This is a genomic window from Nitrospinaceae bacterium (genome assembly GCA_018669005.1).
Classification (GTDB): Bacteria; UBA8248; UBA8248; order UBA8248; family UBA8248; genus UBA8248.
Genome location: JABJAL010000086.1, coordinates 54,174 through 73,006, shown reverse-complemented (window position 1 = coordinate 73,006; position 18,833 = coordinate 54,174). Strand labels below are relative to the sequence as shown.

17 protein-coding genes are annotated in these 18,833 nt (G+C 50.1%); 8 read left to right on the top strand and 9 right to left on the bottom strand.

The genetic code is table 11. The features are described from left to right. Positions 1–485: 485 nt before the first annotated feature. The 8 genes from HOJ95_13890 to HOJ95_13855 all read left to right on the top strand — a co-directional run bounded on the left by HOJ95_13890 (position 486) and on the right by HOJ95_13855 (position 7,432). On the top strand, positions 486–1,103 hold the full coding sequence (locus tag HOJ95_13890) for a DUF2703 domain-containing protein (GenBank protein MBT6395790.1): 618 nt from the start codon (positions 486–488) through the stop codon (positions 1,101–1,103). Between the two features lie 43 nt (positions 1,104–1,146). Then, positions 1,147–1,815 carry a class I SAM-dependent methyltransferase gene (locus tag HOJ95_13885; GenBank protein MBT6395789.1) on the top strand — a complete coding sequence of 223 codons (669 nt, stop codon included), beginning with the start codon at positions 1,147–1,149 and terminating at the stop codon, positions 1,813–1,815. Between the two features lie 264 nt (positions 1,816–2,079). Continuing rightward, positions 2,080–2,655 (top strand): hypothetical protein, encoded by a 576-nt coding sequence (locus HOJ95_13880; protein ID MBT6395788.1) that lies wholly within the window; start codon positions 2,080–2,082, stop codon positions 2,653–2,655. A 140-nt stretch (positions 2,656–2,795) separates the two neighbouring features. After that, complete coding sequence (locus HOJ95_13875; GenBank protein ID MBT6395787.1) at positions 2,796–4,496, top strand: 4Fe-4S binding protein; 1,701 nt, start codon at positions 2,796–2,798, stop codon at positions 4,494–4,496. A 73-nt stretch (positions 4,497–4,569) separates the two neighbouring features. After that, positions 4,570–5,031: an OsmC family protein gene (locus tag HOJ95_13870; protein MBT6395786.1), complete on the top strand. Its 462-nt coding sequence runs from the start codon at positions 4,570–4,572 to the stop codon at positions 5,029–5,031. An 11-nt stretch (positions 5,032–5,042) separates the two neighbouring features. Then, a complete protein-coding gene (locus tag HOJ95_13865) occupies positions 5,043–6,338 on the top strand; it encodes a 4Fe-4S binding protein (GenBank protein MBT6395785.1) in 1,296 nt (431 codons plus the stop codon). Positions 6,339–6,409: 71 nt separating this feature from the next. Next, the gene (locus tag HOJ95_13860; GenBank protein MBT6395784.1) at positions 6,410–6,661 is read left to right on the top strand and encodes a hypothetical protein; all 252 of its coding nucleotides are present in this window, start codon (positions 6,410–6,412) and stop codon (positions 6,659–6,661) included. A 66-nt stretch (positions 6,662–6,727) separates the two neighbouring features. After that, positions 6,728–7,432 (top strand): cytidylate kinase-like family protein, encoded by a 705-nt coding sequence (locus tag HOJ95_13855; GenBank protein ID MBT6395783.1) that lies wholly within the window; start codon positions 6,728–6,730, stop codon positions 7,430–7,432. Between the two features lie 172 nt (positions 7,433–7,604). On the opposite strand, the gene HOJ95_13850 is transcribed toward HOJ95_13855, so the two are convergent. From HOJ95_13850 to HOJ95_13810, 9 genes are all read right to left on the bottom strand, one after another. Next, positions 7,605–8,948: an OFA family MFS transporter gene (locus tag HOJ95_13850; GenBank protein MBT6395782.1), complete on the bottom strand. Its 1,344-nt coding sequence runs from the start codon at positions 8,946–8,948 to the stop codon at positions 7,605–7,607. Between the two features lie 167 nt (positions 8,949–9,115). Continuing rightward, entirely contained in the window at positions 9,116–10,213 is a 1,098-nt protein-coding gene (arsB, locus tag HOJ95_13845) for an ACR3 family arsenite efflux transporter (protein MBT6395781.1), read from the bottom strand. Positions 10,214–10,298: 85 nt separating this feature from the next. Further along, the gene (locus HOJ95_13840; protein MBT6395780.1) at positions 10,299–10,661 is read right to left on the bottom strand and encodes a winged helix-turn-helix transcriptional regulator; all 363 of its coding nucleotides are present in this window, start codon (positions 10,659–10,661) and stop codon (positions 10,299–10,301) included. Positions 10,662–11,348: 687 nt separating this feature from the next. Continuing rightward, positions 11,349–12,524 carry a glycosyltransferase family 4 protein gene (locus tag HOJ95_13835; protein ID MBT6395779.1) on the bottom strand — a complete coding sequence of 392 codons (1,176 nt, stop codon included), beginning with the start codon at positions 12,522–12,524 and terminating at the stop codon, positions 11,349–11,351. 44 nt (positions 12,525–12,568) lie between these two features. Continuing rightward, positions 12,569–13,648: a glycosyltransferase gene (locus HOJ95_13830; protein MBT6395778.1), complete on the bottom strand. Its 1,080-nt coding sequence runs from the start codon at positions 13,646–13,648 to the stop codon at positions 12,569–12,571. A 64-nt stretch (positions 13,649–13,712) separates the two neighbouring features. Continuing rightward, positions 13,713–15,047, bottom strand: coding sequence for a hypothetical protein (locus HOJ95_13825; GenBank protein MBT6395777.1), 1,335 nt, complete (start codon positions 15,045–15,047; stop codon positions 13,713–13,715). Between the two features lie 19 nt (positions 15,048–15,066). After that, complete coding sequence (locus HOJ95_13820; protein ID MBT6395776.1) at positions 15,067–16,209, bottom strand: hypothetical protein; 1,143 nt, start codon at positions 16,207–16,209, stop codon at positions 15,067–15,069. Next, positions 16,209–17,363, bottom strand: coding sequence for an iron-containing alcohol dehydrogenase (locus HOJ95_13815; GenBank protein ID MBT6395775.1), 1,155 nt, complete (start codon positions 17,361–17,363; stop codon positions 16,209–16,211). Before HOJ95_13815 ends, HOJ95_13820 begins: the two co-directional genes overlap by 1 nt. Then, positions 17,360–18,832 carry an acyl--CoA ligase gene (locus HOJ95_13810; protein MBT6395774.1) on the bottom strand — a complete coding sequence of 491 codons (1,473 nt, stop codon included), beginning with the start codon at positions 18,830–18,832 and terminating at the stop codon, positions 17,360–17,362. The genes HOJ95_13815 and HOJ95_13810 overlap by 4 nt, the downstream gene beginning before the upstream one ends. Position 18,833 lies beyond the last annotated feature (1 nt).

Below are 18,833 nucleotides of genomic sequence, written 5' to 3'. Positions count from 1 at the left end.
CAGTGCTAGGGCGAAAATCACTGCCAGCCCGGTTACCAGTAGTTTTTTCATTTGTTTCTCCTTTAGGCAGCGACCTTGAAGTTAGGACGAACTTTTGCGCCCCACGTACATTGAAAAAGCAAAAAACATGCCTAAAGTAGGAATGTATTGATTTGAAGGTTGCGAATACAGTAAGTCCCAATAAATGAACATTGTATACAGAAACATTTAAGGCACCTTCTTTGCCGAAGAGTATTTGGAATTATGTTTAGGGACTTTTTGACTCATTTGAGGGGGCATGCCGTCACATCAATGCGCCATCATCCCGGCCCGGCCTTGAGTGATTCGTGCGTGACATCTTTTTTAAAGTCAGATGGAACACCATTTTAGGAACAGCAAAGCATTTCCAATTTTGGAATGGCACAAATTTTGCCTCTTTAGTGCTTGAGGGGGGAGTGCACCTGCGATTATCGAGTGTGAGGTCAGAGGTTTTGGAGGATGGGGTGATGACTAAGAGTGAGCAATGGGCTTGTTGCGAATTCGAAACCTCAGGAAAAGATCCATGTGTTTGTCCACTTTGCGGGGAATCAAAAAGCGACGTAGCTGAAGAATTATCCTCGGAGAAAGAGATACGGTCGATTTTGATCGAATTTCTCTATATCGACATAACGCAGTGTAAGCGCTGCCAGGAACTGCGAAATAGACTTGAGGAAGTAGTTTCGAGCCTGCGCAATTTGTTGCTTGAAACTGGAATCGATATCAGCGTTCGAAAAAAACATATTCAAACTGAGGCGGAGGCCCGAAAAGTCGGATTGAAAAGCTCTCCCACCATTCGTTTAAACGGACGCGATATTCAGCCGGATCTGAAGGAAAAGGTGTGTGAATCTTGCTCTGAGATAAGTGGTGAGTTTGTGAATTGTCGCGTCTGGAATTTTAAAGGAACCGAATACATCACCCCTCCCAAGGGGATGCTCGTTGATCACATTCTTCGGGAAATTTATGCGGGCTCTGCTCAAGCGACCGAAAAGACGCCTGCGGAAACGGATGTTCCCGAAAATTTAAAAACTTTTTTTGCTGCCAAACGTGGGGAAAAGACCCCAAAATGGGATCGGCGAAAGAGTTGAAACAAGACGATTCTGTTTTTATTTGAGGTATTTCATGGCAACCATGAATGTTGTTGAGGAAAAAGCCGCTCTGGATGCGCAACAGTTCCACTGGGAACTGATGTTTTCGAAAAATCGTGAAATGTTCGGCGCGGCTCCTAGTAGGGCGGCAATTGAGGCCGTAAAAATTTTCAGGAGAAATAATTGTCGAAAAATTCTTGAATTGGGAAGTGGCCAAGGACGCGATACTTTTAATTTTGCTCATTCTGGCTTCAATGTGACAGCAATGGATTATTCGGAAACCGCCAGCAAGGCGATTAGGTCTAGGGCCGGTGCGCTCGGGGTCGCGCATGCGGTCCGGGCGATTTGCCGCGATGTTCGGCAGCCTATGCCTTTTGACGATGCTTCGTTCGATGCGTGTTTTTCCCACATGTTGTTTTGTATGGCGCTTAGAGACGAGGAGATTGAGCGAATCGCCGCTGAGGTTTGTCGGGTGCTCCGTCCGGGCGGGATACACGTCTATACAGTACGGCACACGGGAGATGCGCATTATAAGGCGGGTGTTCATCATGGCGAGGACATATATGAGATGGGTAAATTTATTGTTCATTTCTTCAGTCGGAAGAAGGTTCAGGATCTTGCCGGGGGATATGAAGTTCTGGAAATAGATGAATTTGAAGAAGGAGCTCTGCCTCGAAAGTTGTTTCGGGTGACGATGCAAAAAAAAGATTAAGTCTCAAAATTGTATGGCTCAACCAACAAGCCGAAGTATTGATTATTTATCGTTTTATAAACCTCTGGTTACATTTGCTAATCGCGGTATTAATTCACGTCTGCGAATTTTTCCATGGCGCAGCAAGTTAATTTTTGCCATGAACTGGAACTTTCGGTCCAGAAAATCGTCTAATCGGGCAGATTGAGGATGGCTAATATTCTCTTGGATAAACGCACCCTCGGTCCTCCCACAATGAATGATTTTTTCCTGGAGGGAAGAACCATGAAAAAGTTATTGGTTTTGGCTGGAGTGGTTTCGGTGGCCGTGTTGACGATGTCCCTGGTATCGTCGGCACAGCCCGGTGGCGGCTGGGGGCGCGGTGGCGGTCGCGGTTGGGGCGGGGCTCCTTGTGGACGAACAGGCCCCGTGCATTTTGATTCCTCATCGCTCGAAACGCTGAAGGGCAAGGTGGTTTCGCTTGAGACTGTTGGTGGTTACGGACGATGGCCGATGAATACCCTCAAGATCGAGACCGGGGGAAAAACCACGAGTATTTTACTGGGCCCAGATTTTTATCTTACCGCCCAAAAATTCTCGCCGAAGGCGGGCGATGAGGCTGTGGTGCTCGCTTCTAAGACCGTTAACCGGGGGGATGTCACGCACATCGCCAAGAGCGTCACGGTTGGCGGAACAACGACGGCGCTTCGTGATGAAGCTGGTTTTCCGACCTGGCGCGGCGCAGGGGCGAGTTTCGGCGGCAGGGGGCGCGGTGGTATGCGCGGCGGCCCCGGCAGAGGGCGCGGAATGATGGGCCCCGGCGGATACGGGCCTGCCAATATCCTCCCTCAGAGTGAGTAACCCCTAGGATGGATGCATTTCCGGGAGGCGGTATTCGAATGCCGCCTCCCGGCGGGCACCCGAATATTAATGGTCGTTTGAAAGCGAATGCCTATATTACTTACATGGCCCTCCCTCTGGAAATATAGGAGCTGCCTGTCATGTCTAATGAAACTCTTCCTCTTAAGACATCGGTTAAGACATCGGAAAGAAGAGCATGGGCACCGGTTAGAAGGGCCTGGGCGAAAGAAGCCCGCCTCTGGCGCTTTGGAATCCAAGCACTGGTCCTTTTCTTCATCACCTGGATCGCCATCGCCCATCAGTGGGTGGGAGGCGGCGCGAAAGGTGTCCCCTCGGTAGAGGCCTATTGTCCGTTCGGGGCTGTCGAGGGTCTCTATCAATGGATTGTTACTGGGACATTCATGCAGCGGGTGCACCCGAGCGCGTTTGTCGTTCTCGCTGCGTTAATTGGTGTGACGATTTTCACACGCAAGGCGTTTTGCAGTTGGATTTGCCCGTTCGGAACGATTCAAGAGTGGATCGGAAAGGCAGGCAAAAAGATTCTTGGCAAGCGCTATAACCCGACCGGAAGCTGGGACCGCGGACTTCGTTATCTTAAATACGTCGTGCTTGCCCTTATCGTTGCTGTCACCTGGACGACCGGGACGATGGTGTTCAGGGAATACGATCCGTTCCTGGCCTTTTTCCATTTCGGCATCGACCCGGCCGAGCACTGGATTGGCAACACGATCCTGTTGGCCGTTCTTCTTGGTTCACTGGTGATCGAGCGTTTCTGGTGCCGATACTTGTGCCCTCTTGGCGCGGTGATCGGCATCGTCGGCAAGGCTGGCGGCATGGGAGTCGTTCGTACTGACGCAACCTGCACACTCTGCGACGCTTGCGACAAGGTGTGTCCGGTGAAAGCCGAGCCCATGATGCAGGACAAGGTCACCTCGGCTGAATGCTTGCAGTGTCTTGAGTGCGTGAGCGTTTGCCCCGAGCCTGACACGCTCAAGTTCAGTATGTTCGGCAAAGCGGTTCGCCCGGCGGTGTTCGCTGTCGCTCTGATTGCTATTTTCTTCGGTGTGTTAGGCGCGGGCCGGGTGACGGGCCTCTGGGTCACAGTGGGGCAGGCGAGGGCGACGGATTTGTACGGCAATCTCGATCCTGCCGGTATTCGCGGCTTCATGAATGTCGAGGAAATCTCCAGCGCCTACGGCTTTCCAGTCGCGTTGCTCAAGAAAAAAGCCGGTCTTTCGGATCGGGTAGACCCCAAGGTGTCCATCAAACAGATCGCCGGAAAATACGACATTGAGTTCGACCCCCACATTTTTCGCGATATCGTGGCCGCTCTTCTCAAGGAAAAAGGTGTCTCCGCGGTCGGGTCCGGGCAAATAAAGACGAGTGCCCAGACGCCGGTTCAGGTCGCTGCGGCAAAGCCTCTCGACCCTGACAAGATTCGCGGTACCTGGACGCTCGATGAACTCGTCACGAAAACTGGCATTCCAAAGAAACGATTTGCCGAGGCCGTCGGTTTTTCTACGAAAACATCGGGCGAGAAAAAAATTCGCGACATAGCCCAAATACTCGGGAAGCACGTCGAGCACTTCCGAGAAGTTGTTCGGCAGGGGATACATATCCCCAAAATGCCTGGCCTCAAGGCCGAGCAGATTCGTGGCTACTGGACGCTTCATGAACTGATTCTCAAAAGTGCAGTTTCGAAAGAAGTTTTCGCGAAAAGAATCGGTTTTTCTCTTGATGTATCCGAGAAAAAACAATTGAGGGAAATTGTGCAGCCGATGGGCAAAGAAGTGGAGGTCTTTCGAATCGTGGTGAGGGATATAAAGAAAAGTCGAAAATGATCGGTAGGATTTAATACGGGTTCAATGGTGAGCGCTGGGCAAACTTAGTTCGCACCGTATGGAGGAATTCAACATGGCAGTCCAAAGCAAGACCTTCAAATACCGCACACAGGTCAATTGGGACATAGCAAGAATAGGGACACTTTCATGTAACGGAAAGCCCGATATAAAAGTTGCGACGCCACCCGAGTTTAAAGGCCACGCTGGCATCTGGTCGCCCGAGGACCTGTTTGTGGCAGCGCTTAGCAGTTGCTTCATGACGACATTTCTCGGGACGGCGGAATGGAAGGGGCTCGAGTTTCTCTCTTTCGAGTGTGATGTCGAGGGAACGCTTGCTCGCCCGGATAAGGAATTTCTCTTTACCCACGCCACCCTTAGGCCGAGGGTTGTCCTTCCATCTGATGGTGATGAAGATTTGGCCCGCTGGTGTCTTGAGTTTGCCGAAAAGGATTGCCTCATTGCACATACGATTAGTACAAAAATTTCATTGGAGCCAGAAATCATTTTGGAAGCCCCTGAAATGATGCAGTTGTAGGGGAAAACAGAATGAATAGAGAGGATAAAGTTGTGGAAAAATTAAAAAAAATTGGGGTGGTGATTTTTCAAGCCATTAGCCTAGTTGCGGTGGTTCTCTTCATCTCTGTTGTGTCGAATCGTATGTGGGGCGGAAAACCAGAAAAAATAGAACTTCCTGCTGAATTGACCCTTCGAATGGAAATGCCTCTTAGCGAGGTGGCTGCGGTGAATGGCTTATCCCGGAAAGTTGTTCAAAAAGCCTTTTCTCTTGGGTCCGACGAGGTTCATGGCAAAACCTTAGGTGACCTTGGAATTAATATAGCGAATGCGGAGGTAAGCCTTCGAAAGGCACAAGCTCTTAGCGAACAGCATGGTTCGAAGAACTGGATAAAGATTTTCTCGAAGTTCGCTCTTTGGTTGGTTTTTCTTCTCGTTGTTTTTTATTTGGTTCTTCGAAAGAAAGTGACCCCTAAGCTCCGAAAAGGTATGCTCGCCAGCTCTTTGCTCATCTTTGGCGTTTTGCTCGGCTCAGAACCCAATCCAATGGGGACAATTAAAGACACCATCACGCTTCTGGGAATATCGGGAGTTATTTTTCCTCCCCGGGCCATTGCACTTTCAGTCTTCTTGCTGTCTGTAATTCTTGCCAACAAGTTCATTTGCTCATGGGGATGTCACCTCGGGGTGTTTCAGGATCTTCTCCATCGCCTCAATCGGGGAAAGCGTGATCGTCGGGGAATCATTCCTCAAATAAAGCCACCCTTTTGGCTCTCAAACGGAATTCGCATTGCCACCTTCGCAGCGATGACTGGAGGTGCCTTCCTCTGGGCCTTTGATCTACTTGAGCCCATAGATCCTTTCCGCGTCTTCAAGCCCACTCATCTAAGCATCATCGGAGGAGCTGCGGTCCTCCTCGTTCTGGCTGCGAGCCTGGTTGTTTATCGGCCCTGGTGCAGTTTTTTTTGCCCCTTTGGCCTAGTGGGTTGGCTCGGAGAGAAAATCAGTGTTTTCAAAATAAAGATTGATTACGGTAACTGCCCGAAGTGCAATGCCTGTGTAAAAGTTTGCCCATCAAACGCGATGGACGCTATTCTGTATCGCGACAAGGTAATTCCGGATTGCTACACCTGCGGAGCATGCATGGATATTTGTCCGACGGATGCGATCACTTTTGGCGTGGGCCAAAGAGACAGGCCGACGAATGAATGGCTGGAGATGCCTATGGGCAAGGTGCGATTTAAAGAGGAAATTAAGGAGGCTGTGTCCACTTTAAATGGGGTGTCTCCCATGAATAGCGCCAAAAAGATCGAAAAAATTGTTGCATAAACCTATATTTAATAGTGAGGATTATATGGCGGCTGGGGTCGGCCTACCCTGTTTGTTGGAGGGAGGGGTGCATGTATCCGGTTCGGCTTCATTGTTTTGATGGACAGATATTTAGCCGCATTCTGGACACCCACTTGTTTTTGTTGGTCATAGATGCCGAGAGTTCTCCTCGCTACGACCTGGAGTGCCTCAAGACATCAGTATTCGCTTTTCTTCTCGAATACTTAAATCTCATTCTCGCGCAAAGAGCAATCGTGAGGCTAACCGCCATGAGCTTAGCCTCGAAAATGCAGCCGAAGAAACTTCTGTGTTCGTGTTGTTAATAGAACTGTCATCTAAAATTATATCCATGGGCATAAGCCTACCTAGATGCCTAAAGGAGGTTTGAGATGAACAACGATATATACCCAAGACAAATTCAGAACTTTCTCACATGGCAGGCAAGGAAAAATTTACAGCCGGAGGAGAAAATTAAAAAGCCGGAGCCGTTCGTCACCATTTCGCGCGAGTATGGGTGTCAGGGCTACCCCCTAGCTAGAGCACTTGAGGAGCGGCTGAATGCAATCTCTTCTGAGCCAACCCCTTGGGTCGTCATGGGAAAAGAGGTGATTGAGAACATTAACAAGAAAGAAGGAAAGGCCGCAGAATTTGCCGAGGCGCTTAGCAGTGGCAGAAGAGGAATTATTCGCCAAACGGTCGAGGTGCTGATCAGCGGCCACCCCACGGAACTTCGAGCTTATGAGTCCCTGGCGGAAACGCTCATATCGCTTGCCAGCGCTGGACGCGTCATTCTTCTGGGGCGTGGTGGCGCGTGTGTCTGTGGCGAGGTCGATAGCGGGTTTCATATTCGACTGGTGGCTCCCCTTCGGTGGCGTGCGGAAAAGATTGGCAGCGAAGGAGAAATCGCCACCATCGAAGCCAAGTCCATCACAATTAATGAGGAAAAGAGACGAGAAGCATTCGTTCGGGAGTTTTTGGGAACTGATGTCACCGATCCGTTAAATTACGATATTGTTATCAACAACATGCGAAATTCGGTGGAATCGATTGCCGACATGTGCGTCTTGGGGATGAAAAAAAAGGGAATTATCTAAGGTTGACAGCCTATGCTGCGACTCCAAGGAAGGGACAACCCTTGGACGCGAGTCCAAAAGGGATAAGGGTTGTCCTCGGGTGATAAAAAAACGAGTTCTTGAGAAGAATGAACAAACACATAGAAGGAAAAGTGGAACCCACGAATTGGTGAAATAGTCTCACCAGCCCGCACTAAAACCCCAATTCTTTTTCCCTTTGCTTGCCCATCATCCAAACCGTGACCGATGTGCCTGCGGCAACAAAGCAAAGAATTCCCGCGAAGACAAAGGCTGTTAGATATCCCTTGGTCGAGTCGAACAATACGCCGCCGACTACAGGGCCTAGGATTCCAGCCACGCCGTAGGCGGTGAAAATCCAACCATAATTGCTCCCGAAGTTCTTCGCGCCAAAATAATCCGATGTTGCCGAGGGGAACAGCGCGAAATTACCACCGAAGTTCAGTCCCACCCAGGCTGAGGCCAGGAAAATAGCCGATACTGAATTGACGCTCACCAGGAGCATGAACGCCATCCCTTGAGCTAGAAACATCATCATCATGGCGCGGGGGCGGTCGATGATGTCACTCACTTTGCCCCAGAAAATACGACCCAACGCGTTGAATATTGCGAGGATTCCCACGGGTTCGACAAAACGTCCGAAGCCACCCATCCATTCGGGCGCGAAGGTTCTTCCTTCTAGAATAGAGGTCATCATTGGCTTCCACTGGCCGATGGCCATGAGACCCGAAGTGGCGCCGAAGATGAAAGTGAGCCAAAGCATGCAGGCCAGAGGTGTGTTCAGCATGTCGCGCCACTCTGTTTCCTTGGCCGACTCCTTGGCAGGCTCTGGGGCTTGCCAGCCTGGCGGGCTCCAGCCCTCGGGCGGATTCCGCAATAGGGCTGCCCCTGCGACAACCGCTCCCGCGCAGACAACGCCATGAAGAATGAAAAACGCCTTCCAGCCAATTCCGAACCCGCCGCCCTTAGCGATGCCGAGCCCGATCAGGAGAATTTGCGAGAGTCCGAAGGCCTCCCCGTCGGAAGTGGGAGGCAATAGCAGTGACGAGGCCGGGCCAGCGAAAAATAGCGCTCCTGCGCCAAAACCCGCGACTGATAGGCCCGCGATGAGTCCTTTTTTCTCTGGATACCATTTGGTTGCTGCGGCAATTGGACAGACATAGGCGAAGCCGATTCCGGCCCCTCCGAGGACACCGTAGGTAAGGTATAGGGTCCAAGGATGTCCGGGATGAACGGTGAAAGCGCTTAGAATAAAGGAAAGACCGAGAAGTATTCCGCCAATGCTGGCCACCTTTCGGGGACCAATACGGTCTTGAAGCCGTCCCGCCGGGATCATCACAATGGCGAATGAGAGAAGCGCAAATGAAAATGCCCATTGGGTCGTGGTGCGGCCCCAGCCAAACTCGATCTCAAGAGGCTTAACAAATACACTGAAGGCGTAAACTGTTCCCAGTATGATTTGGACGATCAGGCCACCCGCGACGACCGTCCAGCGACTATGATAATCGCGATCTTCCATCAACCGATCTCCATTTAAATTACGCAAAAAGAAATGGCCGATAACTTCAATTTAGTTCCAAGGGCCGTAAATAGCTATAGATGAGATTATGTAGCTAATCGCTACTTTGCATTTTTTTGTTCGCCGGAATGCGTACGTCTCTCAAAGCAATTGTTCATGGTGAAATCCTATTCATTCTCATGGGAGGTGAAATAGATCTTCTGGAATCGAAGAGCAACATTAACCAACCCAATTAAGACGGGAACTTCCACCAGGGGACCTATCACGGCGGCAAATGCAGCGCCAGAGTCGATTCCGAACACAGCAATCGCCACAGCTATGGCCAATTCGAAATTATTACTCGCAGCGGTAAACGATAAAGTGGCTGTCTTGGAGTAGTCAGCGCCAATTTTTCGCCCCAAGTAGAAACTGACCAGGAACATGACTACAAAGTAAATGAGGAGGGGCGCCGCTATCCGTAGGACATCTAGCGGAATTTGTACGATCAGATTTCCCTTAAGACTGAACATGACCAAGATTGTAAATAGAAGTGCTGTTAGCGTTATGGGGCTGATTCTGGGAATGAATTTCAGTTCATACCATGTCTTCCCCTTGGCTCGGATGAGGATAAACCGGGTGGATAACCCCATCAAGAAAGGTATTCCGAGATAGATGAAGACGCTTTCGGCAATTTGCCCCATGCTGACAGAGACGACACTTCCCGTTAATCCAAATAACGGGGGCAAAACGGTGATAAAAAAATAGGCGTAAACGCTATAAAATAGGACTTGGAAGATACTGTTGAAAGCGACCAGGCCCGCCGCGTATTCCGTATCGCCCTTGGCCAACTCGTTCCATACGATCACCATGGCGATGCAGCGAGCCAGACCAATCATGATAAGGCCTACCATGTACTCGGGATAATCCGACAGGAAAAGTATTGCCAAAAAGAACATGAGGATCGGACCGATTATCCAGTTTTGGACCAGAGAAAGACCCAGGATCTTCCAGTTGAGAAACACGTCGCCCAGTTCTTCGTATTTAACTTTAGCCAGCGGCGGATACATCATGAGAATGAGCCCGATGGCGATTGGGATGTTTGTCGTGCTCACCTGAAAACGGTTTATGAACCCTTCTACGCCAGATATGGAGTAGCCGATGCTTACACCGGCTCCCATGGCTAAAAAAATCCACAAGGTCAGATTGCGGTCAAGAAACGAAAGTTTGTTCCTGGCCCTCATTGTTTTGTCATCAGGCCGGTGCGTGCGGTTGATTTTTTCATTCATATCTATTCGCCTTTTTTTGTGGACTTGTCTGAGCATAAAAAAATGTCTTCACAAAAAGTTACCGATATTTCGAATGGGAAAAAAATTAGTTTCGGTAGCATGCACAAAGCTCTTCTAAGTCCAATTTCTTTAAAGTTGCTAGCTTCTTGGAGTCATCTTGAAGCACTGCCGTCTCGGCCAAAGATTGAATCATCCATTTTAAAGCGTTTTTCACTTCAATGGGTGCGTCTTTGCTTGCGAGTCGATAAAAGTGCCATCGGCCTTCCTTGCGTTTCTCAAGCAGGTCCGCCTGAAGCAGTAGCGACATGTGTTTTGACACCGTGGAAGGGGACAGCTCCAAAAGTTCAATGAGCTGGCACAAGCAAAGCTCGCCATCTTTAAGGGCCATCAAAGCCCGGACGCGAGATACGTCGCTTAGTGCCTTCGTGATGGCCAGGAAATTTTTCATGTCTCTCCTCTGGTTGGTTCGTTACTTCGCCTATTGACGAAATATAGGACAATGATTCCTTATCTGCAATTGCGTAATTGTATGACAATTTTTTCATGTAATGAGATGGGGGAAAATAAATTCTAATTCCCTGAAAATTCTATAAAGTTCTCTGTTAAATATTTGAAATTCCCTGTTCCAAATTCGAGGTTGGATCCCTCGAAATCTCTTGTTGGTAAGCGTATCCGGGCAAGTTGGAGGAAAATATTCCCTCAAAACTAGAAAAAATCCCTGTATATTTCCTGATAAACCGGGAATTCGGGAGAGAATGGTTCCGAAGGATTCCTCACACCACCAAAGAGTCTCACCAAGTATTTTCCGCAGCCCGGGAACCTCAAAAGGTCCTGGGTTGTGGGCGTATCCGGGGGTTTTTAGTGGGGAAAAAGCTTTCTCCAGAGAATCCTTCAGCTCTAAAATCGGCCCCAAAGCGCCCTATTCTATGCCGCCAAAAACAAGGTCTAGTTTCGAATGATTTAGGCTGGAAATTCGGTGGAAAACCCCAGCAATTCTCGCTACGCCATCCAGCTAAGAGACAGGATCAACTGTAGAAGGTGGAATAAATTGGTCACTCAGGGCTGTTTGCTCTGTTCTGGGTTCGTAATGAAAAGGTAATAGTATTCCCAAAACTTTTTATTGTCGTGACGGGTTTTATGTTTTTTGATTTACGAGAAGTTCACAAGTTTTAATTAAATTGTTCACCATTTCGGTGTAACTGTAGCTGTCAATAATTTCGGCGGACCGCCTTCCGAATGAGTCCAGTTTGTCCTTGCTTTGGAAAACCTCGAGAATTTTGGAGGCTAAAATATCCACGTTTCCAGTGGGCACAATATAACCATTCTCACCGTTTTTGACCAGATCGAATGCGCCACCCACCATGTCGGTCGCAATGATGGGAAGCTCGAAATTCATGCCTTCATTGAGGGCCAGGCCCCACACCTCGTCCCAGGCTGAGGTCAATACCATGACATCTGCTGCGATGTATACATTGGGGATTTCGGTCTGGTTGAGGAATCCGGTGATATGGACATCGGTGATGGCGGATTTTTCCACCTCCTTTTGAATGTCGCCTCGAAGAGGTCCGTCACCAGCGAAAAGTAGGGCGCAGGAAGTGGAGCTTCGAACTTTTCGGTATGCTTCCAGAAGGAGGAGCGGTTGTTTTTTCGGAACCAGTTTCCCGCAAAATAGAATGATGGGCCGATTGTCGGAAATACCAAACCTGGAGCGAATATCTGCTCGCTCGGGGAGTCGGAGTTCATTTTCCTTCCTGAAATATTCATTGTTCACGCAGTGGGGGGCAAAAAATAACTTGTCATCCTCTGCCCCGTATGTTTTAAAAAAATCCCGATTGCAGGCACCAACGTACAGAATCCCTGAAATTCCTTTTAAAAAGCCCCGCAAAATTGTATTTTTGAACAATTTTCTGGCCCATGATTTCCCGGCGTTATCGAGAAGGTAGGAATCGCCCCTGAGTAATACCGGGATGCGAAGGGCGAGGGCAGCAAAGTATGCCGTCCAGCTGGGCAGAGAGTTGTAATTGTTGATCCACAATATATCGGGCCGGTATTTATATAATTCCTTCATGATATCGAGCGCGGGGTATTTTAGAAATTGATGTTCGTAGCCCTCCAGCAAGGGAATGTCCCATTTGACCGTAGTTCCGAAACCGGGATCGACATATTCGTCTATCCCTTTTGAGCAACAGAAAAAGGCTTTGAATTGTATTTTTTCATGCTTGGCGATCTGCTTGTAAACGGGTCCATGATATTGAATGGGATGCGTGTGAAGAACAGCAAGGCGAATAGGTTTTTGGGGGGAGGTATTCAACTTCTACCCTTTTTCGGTGTTCGGTCGAAAGATTCTTTGTATGCTCAGGCTTTCGCCCGGGACCCTGTTGGCAAAGTATCGGTTTTTGACATGAGCTTGCCAAGTTCATGGAGAACATTGCGAACCCGATCCGGATAAGAGTAGGAGGAGTTCATGCACCTCTCGTGGCCCGACGTTGCAATCGTCTCTCTTTCCATCTCGTTTAATAGATAGTACCGACATTTTTCCACCAGTTCATCGTCGGAGAAAAAATATTCCGCCTCGTTTCCTTCTTCGAAATACCCGAGTGTTTCTTCCGTCCGCTCTGCGAGCATGAATCTTCCAACTGCCGGAATTTCGAAGGTTCGTCCGGATGATTGATTTCGATTGAATTTGGAATTGATGGCCAGGCATATTTTCGCGCTCGCCAATTCGTTTATATAGTCTTCCTTGTATATCGAATGGAATTGTGATTTATCCGAAGTGAGGGATTTGTCTTTTGCCCTCTCCCATGAGCCGCCCCAAACCTTTACCTCGAATCCTTCGTGCTTCAGGCGGAGGATTGATTTTTCAGTGGAGGCCTCCCAGTGGCCGATAAAAACGATATCGGTCTTGAATCGGCTGGGGGCATCTCGGGAGATTTGCGGCGGGCTGTGGAGTTCGGGGTCATAGCCGAATTCATCCCGGATGACCTTCTTGGCACCCATTTCGTACAGGGGCGGGATATTCAGGGCGTTGGTCGTGATGTGGACATCGTACATATCGATCGAGTTGCGATAATGGCGAGTCTGGTTTCTCCGGATGCTACTTTGGAAATCATCCGTTGTGTAGTGAGCGATGAGCGATTTAGTAGACTTTCGAACTTTTTCTAAAGCTTCAGGGTATACGTAAAAGCCTTGTTCAATCCAGATGAGATCCGGATTTGTCTCCTCGGTCCGGCGGATTAACTCGGCATTGAATTTCCTTAATCCGGGCCCGATTAAAAAATTTGATTGGACCCTCGACATAAAACGAGAGGCAAGGCGGGTTGATTCCGAGGAATTGAGTGTATGCACATCGTGGCCCTGAGCGTTAAAAGCCCTGTAGCGGGTATCTGTCGTACTCCAGGGATATACGTTAAGAGGGCCCACCATTAATATTTTCATTCTTCTCTCAATGTATCGATAAAGATGCGGTCAGTTTGTTCCTCGGACAGGATTGTTCTGCTGGTTAGCCCAGGGAAGTCCACCGTACCAGGCGTTCTATTGGAAACATGCCGTCCCAGGGCGCATCGTAAAGGCTCATGTTCCCGATAGCGGGGCATCGCTCTACCCCTTGTGCGGTCAGGGCTTCGGCAAGCTTCATGCCCCGTTCCCCCACGCTCAGGCCGGCAGTTTGGGTGTTGACCGAGCACAATGGAGGTATGTCGAAAATATCGTCCACCGGCCGGACGAAAACTGTACGAAGATAGCACGGGTCGGCGAGATTTGATTCATCCTCATTGTAGGCTACAGTCCATCCGATATCTTTTCCGTAATAGGCTTCTCCACGGATATCATATTCAGCGCGTACCGAAAGGATTCGGATAGTGTCCGCAGGAGTGACCTCCCGCAGGGGACGCCTGTTAGCCGCTGCTCCCAACGCATCTCCAAAAATTCTCGCAAAGCCTACGGGTGTTACCGAACTGCCTCGTTCCACAAAAACGTTGTGCGGCGAATTGCATCCTTGCTGGTCGAAAGCGATAACATCGCGCGCAAGGTTGTGGGCAACTTTGGAGGCATCGTCTTCGCTCGATAGATGTTCGGTACCAACGACGGCAAAAGATATCTTCGGTCCAAAAATAATATCTTCGGTGCCGAATCGGCGAGGTAGATTCATGATGGCTTCTACGGCGGTCCGGTTGCCCCACGCTATGCGCACATCCGCGATGGCTGAGAGGGCCCGCTCTGCTTCGATGTCTTCGCGGTCCACATAGATAACGGCCACAGCGTCGGTCAGTATTTTTCCCGACACGCCAACGCCAGCGGAAGTTTTCCACTCGAACCGGGACAATGACTCCAGCATGGCCGGTAACAATCCGGCGTTTTCACTTGGCGCTTTGATGATATTGGCATTTTTGGTCAACAAACCCTGCAAAAGGGATAGCATTCCCAGTACTGGAACATTTCCCGCTATCCAGTGGACAACGGTGCCCCGGGGCTGGGCTCGAAATTTCCGGGATTCGATGTTGCCCAGAATTTCAAATTGGTCGAGGCTTTTGCGGTTTCCGTTGACGGAAAGGTCACATAATTTCTCCAGGTTGGCCCGGCGCATCCATAGTGGAATATAGCCGGTGCCCATTTCCCGGGTTACGTTTGCCAGGGGATGATCCACACGCATTAAATCCCTGGCGAAAGCATCCATAATACCGATGATCGCGTCGATAGAGAGTTTTTTTAGCTCCTGCTGGCCCCTCCGGATATTTTCGGCAGTAGGCTGAAGCGTTTCGGTTGCCGGTGCCTGGAGGGGATCTCCCGTAACCGGGATGAAACTCTTCCCATCTTCGAAGAGGTTATGGATTTTCACGATGTAATTTTCTCGAAAATTAGTTTGTGTCTGAGGATATTTCGTAGATGTGATCGGGCAGCGTATCGCCGCAGCCCCGAACCTCTGATTCTGGAGCCCGTCCGATAATCTCAAAGGATGTTCCGTGTTTCCCGTCGGGCCCTGGCTCCCGAGTTACGATACGGCCAATGTCGTCGAGCAACAGCGCCGCCCCCGGATAACTGTTCGGGAGGGGGGTGATGAATTCAAGAAGTCCATATTCTCCGTCGGGGACAGGTTCCAGTGTAAGCGGATCGCGAACGATAACTTCTGAGAAGCAGGGGGTGCGTTTTACTCCGTTTCCATTGTCCGGATAAATGACCCCGAGTTGTTCGGTAAAACCATAAATATCACGGACATTCCCGGCTGGAATTCCGAATACGGCGGACGCTTGTTCATTTAAAATTTCCCTGGTGACGGCCTGATCTTGAAGCATTTTCCAGCCCCCGAAGTGCAACAAAAATGTCTCTTCGGGAAAATCCAAACAAATTCCCTGTTCGTATAATGGCTGGATAACATATTTGTAAACCATATATGTATATCCCAGAACGGAAAATGGGGTTCCGGAAATTTTAAAATCTTCAACTGTTTTTTGCAACAGGCTTTCATTGAGCCGGGGCTGATTTTCGACATCGTCGAGAATGTAAACTTGCTGACTCGCGGCCATGAGGTAGCCCCGCATTCCCGCGATTCTGGCGGAAAGGTTGACATCGTTTCCTTCGGCTCTGGATGGTTCCACATCGGCCAGCAAGAATGGTCTTCTCTTGCCGCCAAAGAAATCGCTCATGACGGAGGTAAGCGCTTTCATTTGACGTGTGCGGGTTACATTGTCTATGGGTACGCGGCTTGGAATTTGAGATGAAACGCCGCTTGAGGCCAGTATCTTCACGATATCGTCCTGTTCGCCAACAACAAGATCCATATGTTTGAAGAGCGCGGCCGGCAGATAGGGAATCTCGGATAAATCATCGAAGGCTGTCGAGGGGGCGAAGCCCTGCTTGTTCATCCACTTCCGGTAGGGAGGGCAGTTTTCGTAATGATGGGCAATCGATTCTGTCACAGCACCGGAAAGGTATTTTTGTTTTTCGGTCCCATTAAGGCTGAACGGCGGACGGGACAATAGATTATCCGTTGCGGATGTCATCAGAGAGTTTCCAGAATCTCGGTGAGATTCTCCACCTTGACGGGAATCGGATTTGTCCTCAAGCATCTATCCGCCGCAGTAGAACTGGTAAGGGCTTCGATTTGATCCACCGTAGGGGATTCTCCCGTCATTTCGGCCAGTGAAGCCGGTAAACCCGTATCTAAGTATAGCCGCTCTACTTTTGTGAATAAAGTGGAGCGGTTTCCGGTTCCGGTATCGACCGCGAGTTGGTCGTATTCGGCGGCAGTTTTTTCATGGGCCTCGTTATAGCGGAGACCGGGCATGAGAAAAAACGCAGTCGCTAGAGCATGGGGGAGTTTGAGCGCTTCGCCCGCGCCATGCGATAGGCCATGGACAATTCCCGTTGAGGCGGTGTTTTGCGCAATTCCGGCATGATACGCCGCTAATTGAAGCGCTTCCCGAGCGAGAATGTCTTCCGGGTTCGAAAAGGATATGGGCAGGGCGTTGAAAATTAGCCGAATGGCTGTTGCCGCGTGGGTTTTAACCATCGGGCTGCTCATCCTCGATACATAGGCTTCAAAGGCGTGAGCCAGAGCGTCAAAAGCAGATTGAGCCGTGAGGGAGGGCGGCTGGCCCGTCGTTGTTTCCGGGTCCAGTATAACGATGCGGGGAATCCATTCGGGGGATACGTGAGGCATTTTTTGCCCGGAACTTGCCGCTGATATGACAGCAGTGATCGATCCTTCGGCGCCCGAGCCGGAAGTTGTTGGGATGGCTATCAGTTGCGCCTTTTCGCCGAGGGGAGGAATTTCGGTAGGTTCTGCGAAATTCAATTCCGGGTGCTCGTAGGCGGCCCATGTAAATTTAGCGCTGTCGATAATCGAGCCGCCTCCTAAGGCGACGATCCAGTCGGCTTTCTCCTCGGCGGCTCGCGCTGCAAGCTGTCCAACCTCGTCCAGGGTCGGTTCCCCACCGGGATAGATTTCCACGGTTGCCACTGCGCCGGCTTTGTCTAAATGGCCGACCGCTTTTTCGAGCGTTCCGTTTGTCTCGGCGGATTTCCCGGCGATCACCAGAACTTTTTCCTCGGGAAGAGCGGACAAGCGACTCAATGATTTTCTGGAGTAGCACACTTCGCCGGGAGCGATTTCCCGCTTCAACATGCTTAGAACCATTTTTTTTCGATCCATCATATTTTTGTGCCGCCTGAAAGGACTTGTCTCTTGATTTTCCCGCTTGAGGACTTGGGGATTTTGTCGATGCTCTGAAATGATTTGGGTATTTTATATTCTTCCAATTTTCCGCGCAGGCTATTGATGATCATTTTGGACGATATTTCCTTCTCGCTAACGATATAGGCCAGAACGGCTTCACCCGTAATCCCATCCGGATCCGGAACACCTACACACATGGATTCGGTGATTCCAGGACATTGATTCAAATGTGATTCGACACCGTCTGGATCAACTTTATATCCACCGATATTGATAATGTCGCTTTTTCGACCGGCCAGGTACAGGTAGCCGTCAGAATCCAAATATCCGATATCCCCGGAGTGAAATCCCTCACTTCCCATGGAATTTTTTGTCAGCTCAGGCTGATCCCAGTATCCCTGCATGACCATTCCTCCAGAGACGACAATTTCGCCCGGCGTGCCCAAGGGGGCAGAACGCCCGTCGTCATCCAGTATTTTCACCTTGATGCCGGGGCTCGGAAGGCCAACCGAGCCGGGCTTGTCCTTGTCCCGATGGTATTCGGTAAATACTGAGCGGGTGGCTTCTGTCATGCCATAGTGGTGGTAAATGTGTGTGTCGGGCAACAGGTCCATCAACCACTGCTTGGTATCCGGATGAATTGGCGCGCTTCCAATTTCGATGTACCGTAAAGTTTTAGCAGCCTCTCCAATTCGATCCCGGGTCAGTCGCCGCATGATTTCGAATCCGGCGGGGACGAGAGCGAGACCGGTCGCCCGAAGGGCGAGAAGACGCATTAATATAGCGGCGGCATTATTCAGATTTGGCTCGATGATAAGCGTGTTACCCGTCAGGGCCATGCACCGTAGTCTCCCCAGACCGAATGAATGGCTCAGGGGGATGGGAACGAGTTCAGTATCATCGGGTCCGGGTTGTATAACGGCGTTGATATGGCGCGCGCCACTTAAAATGTTTGCATGCGAGAGCAAAACCCCTTTGGGGCGTCCCGTTGTACCAGTTGTGTAGAGAAGATCGGAGAGAGAGTCAGGGGTGGCCCGAATTTCAGGCAAGTCCCTGGCAGCTTCAGAAGTTAATTCATCGAAGGTTGCAATTGGGGTATCGAACTCGCCGTCGTTTTTGGCTGCGACGAGAAGCCGGGCCTGACAGTCTGCTACGAGCATCAGTTTTTCATTGTCCGGCGTTTTCGCATCGATCATCACGGCGACTGCGCCAATGGCGTGGATGGCAAAGTAGCTAAGAGCCAAATCGATTTGATTTTCGGCCGAAAGGGCGACTCTGTCGCCGGGCGATATCCCTCGCTTCGACAGCCCCTGTGTGATGGCCGCCGTTCGCTCGGCCGCAGCGCCATAAGTAAAAGATATCTCGCCGCTGATAAAGGCCGAATGATCGGGGTGATTCCTAGCGTAGGCGAAGAAGTGGGAAACCAGAGAATTCGCTTCCGAAGGCATT

Excerpts from the sequence above, each read along its gene's own strand:
- HOJ95_13815 (MBT6395775.1), bottom strand. The coding sequence starts at position 17,363 with ATGATGGATCGAAAAAAAATGGTTCTAAGCATGTTGAAGCGGGAAATC.
- HOJ95_13850 (MBT6395782.1), bottom strand. The coding sequence starts at position 8,948 with ATGGAAGATCGCGATTATCATAGTCGCTGGACGGTCGTCGCGGGTGGC.
- HOJ95_13860 (MBT6395784.1), top strand. The coding sequence starts at position 6,410 with ATGTATCCGGTTCGGCTTCATTGTTTTGATGGACAGATATTTAGCCGC.
- arsB (MBT6395781.1), bottom strand. The coding sequence starts at position 10,213 with ATGAATGAAAAAATCAACCGCACGCACCGGCCTGATGACAAAACAATG.
- HOJ95_13880 (MBT6395788.1), top strand. The coding sequence starts at position 2,080 with ATGAAAAAGTTATTGGTTTTGGCTGGAGTGGTTTCGGTGGCCGTGTTG.
- HOJ95_13840 (MBT6395780.1), bottom strand. The coding sequence starts at position 10,661 with ATGAAAAATTTCCTGGCCATCACGAAGGCACTAAGCGACGTATCTCGC.
- HOJ95_13810 (MBT6395774.1), bottom strand. The coding sequence starts at position 18,832 with ATGCCTTCGGAAGCGAATTCTCTGGTTTCCCACTTCTTCGCCTACGCT.
- HOJ95_13890 (MBT6395790.1), top strand. The coding sequence starts at position 486 with ATGACTAAGAGTGAGCAATGGGCTTGTTGCGAATTCGAAACCTCAGGA.
- HOJ95_13870 (MBT6395786.1), top strand. The coding sequence starts at position 4,570 with ATGGCAGTCCAAAGCAAGACCTTCAAATACCGCACACAGGTCAATTGG.
- HOJ95_13865 (MBT6395785.1), top strand. The coding sequence starts at position 5,043 with ATGAATAGAGAGGATAAAGTTGTGGAAAAATTAAAAAAAATTGGGGTG.
- HOJ95_13875 (MBT6395787.1), top strand. The coding sequence starts at position 2,796 with ATGTCTAATGAAACTCTTCCTCTTAAGACATCGGTTAAGACATCGGAA.
- HOJ95_13855 (MBT6395783.1), top strand. The coding sequence starts at position 6,728 with ATGAACAACGATATATACCCAAGACAAATTCAGAACTTTCTCACATGG.
- HOJ95_13885 (MBT6395789.1), top strand. The coding sequence starts at position 1,147 with ATGAATGTTGTTGAGGAAAAAGCCGCTCTGGATGCGCAACAGTTCCAC.
- HOJ95_13820 (MBT6395776.1), bottom strand. The coding sequence starts at position 16,209 with ATGACATCCGCAACGGATAATCTATTGTCCCGTCCGCCGTTCAGCCTT.
- HOJ95_13830 (MBT6395778.1), bottom strand. The coding sequence starts at position 13,648 with ATGAAAATATTAATGGTGGGCCCTCTTAACGTATATCCCTGGAGTACG.